Here is a 9,912-nt window from a genome sequence, read left to right as displayed (position 1 = left end):
CACTGTGTATTCAACTTGACGCATTTTACACTCTCACTAATGTTGGCTCTGCCATTACAGATATATCTGCGGGTTGGTCAGAAAGAATATGGGAAAAGTAAATCCATGAAGCAATAATCAAAGAGCCTGTTATTAAAGAAACGAAATAACTGGTATTAATAAAGAAATCTAACCACGATAGATCTGCTTGTCCAAACGCACGATATAACATGATGCTCACACTGCCTAAATAACCAGCAGAATCAGCAAGATACATTATAAACCCCGCATTAGCGGCGACTTGAAGAGAAGCGATCATTCGGTCGAACATAAAACAATTGAAAGGAATGTAAGCGGTATAAAGTCCAGCCCCTAATGCAACCATCCATGTTTTGGCCTCTATCATTTCCGATTCAAACAACAACGTTGAGCCACCAACAACAGTCACTCCCATAAGAATAACAATATGATTGGCAAAGAAAGCCTTGGTATTATTTTTAATCACGACCATTACCGCAAGACCAAACAGAACGAAGAAAGCAACACGAATACCGATATAAGCAAAAATGCCAGATTCATCGCCATATCCCAATGCGTGCCATAATTCAGATTCGAAGTTATCTCTAAAATCTCGCATACCAGTCAGGAACATAAATGCTAATACTAATAAAATGATCCCAGGGGCAAATTTCATAAAAAATTGTTTGCGAGCAGCTTTATTCATTGGCTCCCGTTTTTGACGTTCAGCAATATCAAGCGCACTGGGTGGTGGTATATTCGCAAGCCCTATTACCGACAATATCAATAATGGCGTAAATAACGCTCCAGCAACGGCAGGCATCCATATATCAGGGATCCCCATATCAACGATTAACCATTTTCCGATGCTACGTACCCACCCAGAAGCGACAATAAATGTAACCCCTAAGCATGCTCCGAGAATTTCAGTCGTACGGCGACCTTCAACAAACCCAAACACTAAGCCCCAGATCATGCCTAGTGGTAATCCATTAATAAATAAAAGTGCGATATTATAAGGAGCAGGTACTAATGGAAATGCAATTAAGGTAAGTTCAGCGACCATCAATAACAGAAAAATGGTTATTGCACGCCGGCTCTTAGTCATTTCAGAAACAACTTTAATACCGATGAATTTTGATAACATATAACCAAAAACTTGAGCAATAACTAATGCAACTTTGAAATCAATATCGTAATCCCAACCAACAATATTTTCATAACTTCCAGCGGTAAACGGTTTTCTAAATGCATATGCACAAAGATATGCCATAAATGCTGCTGTCGAGGTATATATAACAAACAGTACATCATAACGCTCGAGTGCATTCCGAAATCGGAGCATCATCCCTAACTTCATTGCTGTCATAAATAATCCATTATCATGCAAGTCTATATTCCACGATGGTGTAGACCGTATTTAATTTATGGCCGAATATTAGTATTCATTTATGAACTATTTATTTAAAAACAATGATATTTTCGTAACGGTAGTATGACATTATTAATACGCTATTTTGATTTAATATAATATCAACAAAGGGATCTTCCCAATTAAATGCGGTATACAAATAGAGCGGGATATTATTATCTGATTGAATGCCAACGCTATATATTGATAATCAAAAGTAAGACATGCTAGTGCCTGATTAAACCATAACGAAGCATGAAAAATGGGGGATAAAATCGCTGTTATATTCAATAATGAACAAAATATCTGAAACAACAGATCAGCGTCTTTGCAGGCTCTTTAAGCGAACCATCATTGCTAAAATAATGGTGTTTAATTTACAGACCAACAACAAAAAGAGCCATCTAAAATTATTTAGATGACTCTTTAGTACGATGTATCCATAAATATTCACATCTAAATAATACACATACGGAGAAATAAGTTGCCTATCATGCTCAATGATCACGGTAGAGAATAACGATAGTTAAAATTCATAATTCGAATAACAGCAGCCTTGAAACAATCGGTTATATTTACAAGGAATATGCCATTAAACGTTAACTATTTTTCGACGAGATAATATTTTGCTAAATAAATCTAATTGTTTCTCAGATAACTCGCCATGATTGATAACGGTTTGATTGAGATTACTCAAATAATCACGTTCCCAGTGCGTTAAACACGGGGAATGCAATAATAAGACAGTATTAATTTTATTCATCAACTCCAGATTATTCGTCATACTCCCATTCCTTATCCCATGCTTGTTGAGCTTTAATGTTTTCAATACGTTCACGAATACTGACTGTCCGTTGATTTACTGTTAATGGCTTTTTTTTCTTAGGTTTAGTGTCAATTGATAATTTAGGTTCTTTCGCTGTAGGCTTAGTCATGGTTTACCTTATTGATTTAAATATACAAATCTAGCTTATGCTGACAAATAACCAATTCGTTGAAATTAAAGATTAATATAATAGGAATGAGTTGATATCAGACAACGGAAATTCACAGTGAGACATAATTAAAATTGGAGCGTAACGTATTGAAAAATATGAACTTAAACACATAAAAAAACAGCTTAGTTCTAAATCTATATTGTACCGCGGCATAAAACAAAACCATGAAGAGTATCCACGTTTCTGTTCTATCTTAATTTCATACTGTAAAAATTTCACGTCATTGTAACACACTTCTCATATAATTACTTGCGTAATGTGTTTATTTTTGATAGTGCAAAAATATCATAAAAAAACGACGACTAGTACACCCTCTTTTTGTTAAGAGCCATTGTTATCCCCTCGTAAAAGTAAGTTTTTTGTTTTCATAAATGTCATTGATTTTTTAGTTGGGAAGCGCATATTAGAGAAAAGCGAGATTAAACGAATGTCGCTATTTAAACCGTCGTTGGCCAAGATGACCAACCTCAAAAAAATAAGAGGTTAGTATTATGAGTAAGTCTCTAGATACAAAGAAAGGCAATAAGAAACCATCTTTAACGACAAAAGAGAAAAAAGCCAAAAAATTAGCTAAAATTTCTAAAAAAATAGTGTCTAATGTTTAACGAACAACGTTAAGCTGTAGCAAAGCTTCTAATACATTTAATTTATTAGAAGCTTTGATAGTTATTTATATACCGCAATTTATTTTACAACCTCTCTGTTCCATCAGCTCTTCGAGCTAAAGCTTAATACCTTTTTCTGCAATATATCCTTTGATTGAAGCATGTTAATGTCGCTTCAGCATCAAATCTTATTTATATAATCTCAATCGAACCTAAAGCCTTATATCAATTTAGAATCAGTAAAATAACGTTCAATCATCAAATTAATCATATTAAAATCAAAATTATACTAAGGGTTATTATCCGTCATCTCGAAAGGAAGGCACGAGCTATCCGTGATCTATTCATCACGCGTTTGAGCATTAAAGGCACCAATGAAAACAATTAGATCGACAACGTGCTGATAGTAGATTCCCTATCTCCTATGACTCAAAATTAACACGTTTCTGCCCCAAAATGCGTTACGCCCCAAAATCTGAATTCAAATAATCACCTAGCGTTTGTATTATAAAAATAATAACTTAAAAAAGACAATTGATACATACTATCTACAGTTTCTCATTCTAATAGCCATACTCTACGACTAATGTCTAACTATCTAAGACTGTTTGTTTTTTTTCGTTTGGTATAAGGTACTAACAACTGAATTTTAATGATTACTTTTGGTTGTAGGTTGATTTGTTATTTTTATTTAATAGTGAACTTCAGGGGGTTATAACAAATAACGACCATATTTCTGGTTGTTCCACCCCCTATTTATAATGAGCTACCTTCACTTATTAATAATAACTCAACTTATACATAATATAGAGTCATCGAGTTCTTTGTGGCAGAGCTAAATCTTCGTGCCATGAGTAATTAACGTTGTTGGAATTACACTTCTTAGAGTCTGAACGAAAGGAATCAAAATGAGCAGTACTTTAGAGTCCGTACATATACGACTAGATAAGCCTCAAATCAATGAGGATGAACTCACTTATGACCAACAACATAAACCAAGATCGGAATTTGGTTCCCGAGAACAATATTTAGAGCACGAATTACAAATCATGGCGCCTAAACGCTGGCGTCCCAATTTGCCGTTTAAAGATTATCGATTTGAGATAGAAGATACCATCCCTGCTCTGGCGGGTACCATTGGTAAAGTTGTTATGGTGGGAGCCATTGCAGCAACCTTTGCCGAGGCTCTAGGACTAAATGAAGGCTTTATTTTAGAAAATGTTCGTTATGAATTACTCATAGCATCTGTTTTCATTATTCTTTTCTCTGGTTTTTTATTGCCGACCGCTAACCTTGCAGGTACACACGGCCCATTAATCCCTTTAATTCCTATTATCGTTGCCGCCGGCGGGCATCCTATGGCTTTTGGGTTGCTGATTGGTGCGTTTGGCTTAATCTTAGCTATCAGTAAAGGTGGCAGCATGTTGGCAAATCTCACCAGTAAAGGCGTGTGTGGCGGTTTATTGCTCTACCTTGGCTTTGTGGGAACCGCTTCTCAAGTTAAAAATCTGTTCGCTTGGGCTGAGGAAATAGGTATGAGTCATATTGCTTTTGTAGTGATCTTTTGCACCATTATTTTATATGCTTTATTGGATCATTTTCGTAAGCGTTGGCTAGCAGTACCTCTTAGTTGCTTGCTGGGTGGTACTTTAGCTTTTGCAATGGGTGCCCCGTTTTCTTTTCAAACCGAGCTGGGTTTGCCCAATATGAACCCTATGTATTGGTGGGGGGAAGATACAGGCTGGATGCTAGGCTTACCTACGCTTGAGCATTTCATGGTGGTATTGCCCTTTGCTATTTTAGCCGTGGCTATGTGGTCGCCAGATTTTTTAGGGCATCAAGTGTTTCAAAAAATCAGCTATCCAGAACGTACAGAAAAAGTACATATGAACATTGACGATACCATGACCACAGCTTCAATTCGCCAAACGTTCGGTTCTCTGCTCGGTGGTAGTAATTTTACTTCTTCATGGGGTACTTATATCGTACCTGCGGCTATTGCAAAACGTCCTATTCCTGCTGGCGCTTTGCTGACGGCTCTGTTCTGTATCATAGCCTCTGTTTGGGGCTACCCAATGGATTTAGCTATATGGCAGCCTGTACTTTGTGTTGCGCTAATTGTTGGGGTATTCGTTCCATTGCTAGAAGCTGGAATGGAAATGACGCGTGAAGGGAAAACCACACAATCGGCAGCGATTGTTGTATTTTCTTCAGTGCTAGTTAACCCAGCATTTGGCTGGTCTCTCACCATGCTGTTAGATAACTTAGGCTTAGTAGGTTGTAAAGAACGTAGCAGTGAACTTAGTAAAATGAGCCGTTGGGTGTTGCCTGGAACTATGTTTATTGTGCTAAGTGGTGTGATGGCGTTGGTTGGTCTTCTACCTGGGATACCGGCGATTATCCCAAGTTTTCGTTAACCTTTAAATAAGAGTTATTGAATGTTTGACTCTTTATATTATTAAGTTTAATTACGTTGTGAGGTGACGTTTTATTACGTCATCTTATTACCCAACTGCTTTTAACTCAGTTCAACCCCCTAGATTTAAAGCATCAGCTAAGACCGTCTGGCATTTACGTTAGCTAAGGCTATTTCTCGTTACTTTTTCTATTGTGTAGTTAAAGAAATATAATTGTACGTAAAGGAGCAAGAATGGATTCTCGAACAATTGTTTATGTTTAGGTAGTGGTCTTATCATTGGCACAGTTGCTACTGTACTTCCAATAAAGACATTCGTATTATTTGTAATTGGTATGACTTTAATTAATTACGCTATTTTAAAAAATAAAAAATTTTAAAATCATAGCCAGCTTTCGGCTGGATATATATAAAAACTGGTGAATAAAAAGAGAGTAATGCAAGACTGTTTGTTAGTGCACATAAATAGATTTACTGTTAAATGCTAGCAATTTAAGAGGTCGCTTAGGCGGCCTTTGTTGTATCTGGATGTTACAGTGTATCGGATCGGTTAAATACAGCTATTATTGACCAAATTTACGTAACACGTTTCTGCCCCATTATCATTTAGAACAGATACTCATTCATATTGTATTAACGTGATTTTGGATTAGTTTTATTAACATATTATTTTGCTTATCAGTCTTACTTAATACATTTCTTATTTTCTACATTTAAAATAAATACTTTGAAATAAAATAATGCAATCAGACTCATGATATTTATGGGTTAAATGGAATATACTCGACGAATTATATAGTGTGTTTTTGTATGAAAGTAAGAATGCTTATTAATACACTTAGGAAGATAGGAAGCATTCATGCTTGTGTTTGAAGAAGAATATAGACTTTTGTCCCAAGAGGGACATTTAACAAAATCAAGTTTGCTTGCTGGTTTAGACTCTATACGTAGAGCAAATATTGATGACCAAGGTAGGGGGTTCTTCTACTCTGGGTTATTTGAATTATCTATTGGTTTTGAACGCTTGATGAAAATTGTAGTGGTCCTGCAACACAAGTTAGAAAATGATAATTTGAATCCGACAAATAAGCAACTTAGGGCTTATGGACATAATATATTAGATCTGTACAAAGCGTCTTGTTCGATAGCGAACAAACATAATGTCGAGATGAAAAGTAGTGATGATCAACAGCAAATTCTTGAAGTTTTGTCTTTGTTTGGTACTGGATCTAGATATTATAACCTCGACCAAATCACGGAATCACCAAAACATGAAGATCCTCTAAAAATGTGGTCTGAAGTTATTAATAGCCATATTTGGGGATTAAAATACAGTACGAGACAAAAACTCGAGGCGAATGCTTTTCGTTACACCGATAAAATGAACATGGCTTCATCGTGGTATCCCGGAAGAAACATAGACGGAGAGCTAATGATGATGTCAGAGTTTCATTATTTATATCATGCAACAGAGAAAGCTAACTTTCATATTGTCTGGACATTGGTTTCGTTGTTGAGTCCGTTTTACTCACTATTAAGTAAGTTGTCACATGAGCTTCACAACTTAGCTGAATTGCAAGGAGTAAAGCAGACTGTCCCTTATATGTATGAGTTTTTCCCATTCTTTTTGGCGCCTAAAAATCTCGTTTTGAAGCGGAAAAAATGGGGGTAATATTTGCCTAACAGATATGTGTCGCGCAGCCGACACCTACCCATACTTTTCCTAATATCTATCAGCCGAAATAGAGCAAATCACCTAACAAGCTTCTGTCCACAAACTAGTTACAACAAAAGTGAAACCAATTAGATCTACAACAGACTGATAGTAGATTCCCTATCTCGTTCGTAACCTCACTGTAGGGAATGACGCGGGGAGCTGCCGTGATCAGGAAATACAGTGATTAAGTAACGCTTGTAATTCGCTCACAGGTCTAAATATTGGGTAGTTTGGTAGTTTGGTAGTTTGGTAGTTTGGTAGTTTGGTAGTTTGGTAGTTTGGTAGTTTGGTAGTTTGAAGATTATAACGAAGGCAGTATTGATAAATATAAAAAGAAAGGAAAAAAAACGATAATATTGAACTACACTGTAAAGAGTGTATTAAATGGTAAGATTTTGATTAAAAATGGGATTTGCTAAACGCTAGATGGGTGGAAGCCCCCACCAGCCACATCCCGGCACACACGACGCCTGCTGCGGTTGCTCCCTTCCGGGCCTGGCCGAGTTCACAGGTTAGTGTTGCGGGAGGACCAATGGGGGCCTCCATAGATTCTTTGTCTCTCTCGAGAACGGGAAGGATTATCTATTAACCTTGCCAACAATGCAAGCCGTTATCTTACCCTTTTGTTTGACTGCTTGTTATTTACTCAAAACCAAACAAAATAGTAATAAAGTCAACCTATTGTTAGCTAATATGATTATTCATCTTCCTCTTCAGGATCATCTAATAACGATTCTCCCAATAATCCCCCGCCTAAGACTAATAACCATGAGACTAAAATCGGATTAGCAACGCTAAATTGTGGCAGTACCACCAAGGTCGTAAACCCTATCGCGGGTAAAACACAGGCTAAGCGTGGGATCCAATCTTGATGCTGCATTTTCGCAAGGCTTTGTAGCGCGGCAATTAACCCCGTTACACACAAAGCCACTAACGCTGCCGCTTCCATGCCTCCGAGCCATAATGGGAACACGGCAAACAATGGCCACCATGTGTTGCCAGCAATAGGACGCCAACAACGTGCGGCATACCAGATCACGCCAATCGCCGCAATTTGGATCAAGGTTGCACTGATGCTACCTTCAAGTTTGCCCTCACCTTGAAGTGCCATTAGACCAACGTTCATTGACAGCACTATCGAAACCATTAATGCGCCAAGCTGCCAACAGCCTTTCGCAGAAGTACAAATAATTAAAATAGGCAGCATCATAAACAGACTAATTGACAATGCGAGCGGCTGTTCGGGTAACATCGCCCCGTAAGCGCCTAAACCACAGAGTAATAGCCACCCTGCGACACCACTTTGAGGTAATAGCCACAGCGCAGGAATAGCAAGTGCTAACACAGGCAGTTCTCCCGCAGTAGGACCGAGAGCACTAACACCTAATACCGTTAAAACTAAAGTAACGGTAACCAATGAAGCAGCATACAACATGGCAACACCTCCTTGCGTTATCCTGTTGTCTAAAAAGAGAGAGCCGCTATTATTTACCAAGCACATTATTTAACGACTACTTATAAATATGGACGACTTTTCCAATCAAATCTATAGCCAGGTCTACCAAATTCCATTTGGACACGTTTCTACCTATGGCGAAATTGCAAGATTTGCGGGTTATCCCGGCTATGCGCGCCATGTTGGACGCCTAATGGCAACCTTACCTGAAGGCTCAAAAATACCTTGGCATCGAGTAATTAATAGCCAAGGACGCATATCATTAAAAGGTGATTCACTCTTAAGACAAATAGCTGCTTTACGGGCAGAAAACGTTGCTGTGTCTGACATTGGGCTGGTATCACTGCGCTATTATCGTTGGCAAGGGCACTCATAGGCATATTGGCAGCAACCTTAAATCAGCATACCATTCCCGTAGTTTTTATTTTTCAGGATGTACCATGAGCAAACAATTAGATGATCTATTAACTCTATTACAATTAGAGAAAATTGAACGTGAACTCTTTCGAGGCCAAAGTGAGAACTTAGGTTTGCCACAGGTGTATGGCGGTCAGGTTATTGGTCAGTCTTTATCAGCATCACAGCAAACGGTAGATCCCGAGCGTCATTTACACTCTTTTCATAGCTACTTTCTTTTACCCGGTAACCCAGAAAAACCGATTATCTATGATGTAGAAACCCTACGTGATGGTAGAAGTTTTAGTACACGCCGAGTAAAAGCAATTCAAAATGGCCGCCCTATTTTTTATTTAACGGCTTCTTATCAAGCAGATGAACAAGGGTTTGAACATCAATCTACGATGCCAGATGTGATGGGACCTGAAGGCTTAGCCTCTGAAAGTGAATTGGTTGAATCGGTCGCACAATATTTACCACCAAAGATTGTCGAAATGTTTGGTCATAAACGTCCGATTGAAGTGCGCCCTGTAACGGTCGTGAATCCCTTAAAACCGACAATTGAAGATCCAAAGCAATATTTATGGATCAAAACCAACGGTGAAATGCCGAATAACTTGAGTATTCACCAATATATGCTGGCTTATGCCTCTGATTGGGGATTTTTAACCACCTCATTACACCCGCATGGCGTAACACTGTTTAGCCCTAATATGCAGGTAGCAACGATTGACCATTCAATGTGGTTCCACCGTCCGTTTAAGGTTGATGAGTGGTTACTGTATGTGATTGATAGCCCATCAGCGAGTGGTTCGCGTGGCATTGTGCGTGGTGAGATTTATAATCAGCAAGGGCAATTAGTCGCATCGGCGGTTCAAGAAGGATTGATTCGTCAACGTTAATCATCGTTATCATT

General features: G+C 38.1%; 8 protein-coding genes and 1 other RNA gene. 4 read left to right on the top strand and 5 right to left on the bottom strand.

Annotated elements, in window-relative coordinates; all coding sequences use genetic code 11:
• Positions 1-25: 25 nt before the first annotated feature.
• The 3 genes from BTO21_RS02065 to BTO21_RS20015 all read right to left on the bottom strand — a co-directional run bounded on the left by BTO21_RS02065 (position 26) and on the right by BTO21_RS20015 (position 2,343).
• A complete protein-coding gene (locus BTO21_RS02065) occupies positions 26-1,366 on the bottom strand; it encodes a DUF5690 family protein (protein ID WP_205068414.1) in 1,341 nt (446 codons plus the stop codon).
• Positions 1,367-2,000: 634 nt separating this feature from the next.
• Positions 2,001-2,192 (bottom strand): hypothetical protein, encoded by a 192-nt coding sequence (locus BTO21_RS02060; protein WP_045027067.1) that lies wholly within the window; start codon positions 2,190-2,192, stop codon positions 2,001-2,003.
• Positions 2,182-2,343 carry a hypothetical protein gene (locus BTO21_RS20015; RefSeq protein WP_170064492.1) on the bottom strand — a complete coding sequence of 54 codons (162 nt, stop codon included), beginning with the start codon at positions 2,341-2,343 and terminating at the stop codon, positions 2,182-2,184. Before BTO21_RS20015 ends, BTO21_RS02060 begins: the two co-directional genes overlap by 11 nt.
• 1,576 nt (positions 2,344-3,919) lie before the next feature.
• Between BTO21_RS20015 and BTO21_RS02055 the strand changes: the two genes are divergently transcribed.
• Together BTO21_RS02055 and BTO21_RS02050 are read left to right on the top strand one after the other, a co-directional pair.
• Positions 3,920-5,428, top strand: a complete 1,509-nt coding sequence (locus tag BTO21_RS02055) for a DUF3360 domain-containing protein (protein ID WP_045027065.1) — start codon at positions 3,920-3,922, stop codon at positions 5,426-5,428.
• An 858-nt stretch (positions 5,429-6,286) separates the two neighbouring features.
• Positions 6,287-7,099: a hypothetical protein gene (locus tag BTO21_RS02050; RefSeq protein ID WP_045027062.1), complete on the top strand. Its 813-nt coding sequence runs from the start codon at positions 6,287-6,289 to the stop codon at positions 7,097-7,099.
• 483 nt (positions 7,100-7,582) lie between these two features.
• Here the strand turns inward: BTO21_RS02050 and ffs are convergent.
• Positions 7,583-7,679, bottom strand: an RNA gene (gene ffs / locus BTO21_RS02045) — signal recognition particle sRNA small type.
• A 162-nt stretch (positions 7,680-7,841) separates the two neighbouring features.
• Positions 7,842-8,579 (bottom strand): VP0952 family biofilm-associated protein, encoded by a 738-nt coding sequence (locus BTO21_RS02040; protein WP_045027060.1) that lies wholly within the window; start codon positions 8,577-8,579, stop codon positions 7,842-7,844.
• An 88-nt stretch (positions 8,580-8,667) separates the two neighbouring features.
• Here BTO21_RS02040 and BTO21_RS02035 point away from each other — a divergent pair, with 88 nt between their 5' ends.
• Positions 8,668-8,976 carry an MGMT family protein gene (locus BTO21_RS02035; RefSeq protein WP_045027059.1) on the top strand — a complete coding sequence of 103 codons (309 nt, stop codon included), beginning with the start codon at positions 8,668-8,670 and terminating at the stop codon, positions 8,974-8,976.
• 64 nt (positions 8,977-9,040) lie between these two features.
• On the top strand, positions 9,041-9,898 hold the full coding sequence (gene tesB, locus BTO21_RS02030; protein WP_065195014.1) for an acyl-CoA thioesterase II: 858 nt from the start codon (positions 9,041-9,043) through the stop codon (positions 9,896-9,898).
• Positions 9,899-9,912: the final 14 nt, after the last annotated feature.

It is taken from the genome of Photobacterium phosphoreum (assembly GCF_002954725.1).
Lineage (GTDB): Bacteria > Pseudomonadota > Gammaproteobacteria > Enterobacterales > Vibrionaceae > Photobacterium > Photobacterium phosphoreum.
This window is presented reverse-complemented; position numbering and strand designations above follow the sequence as displayed.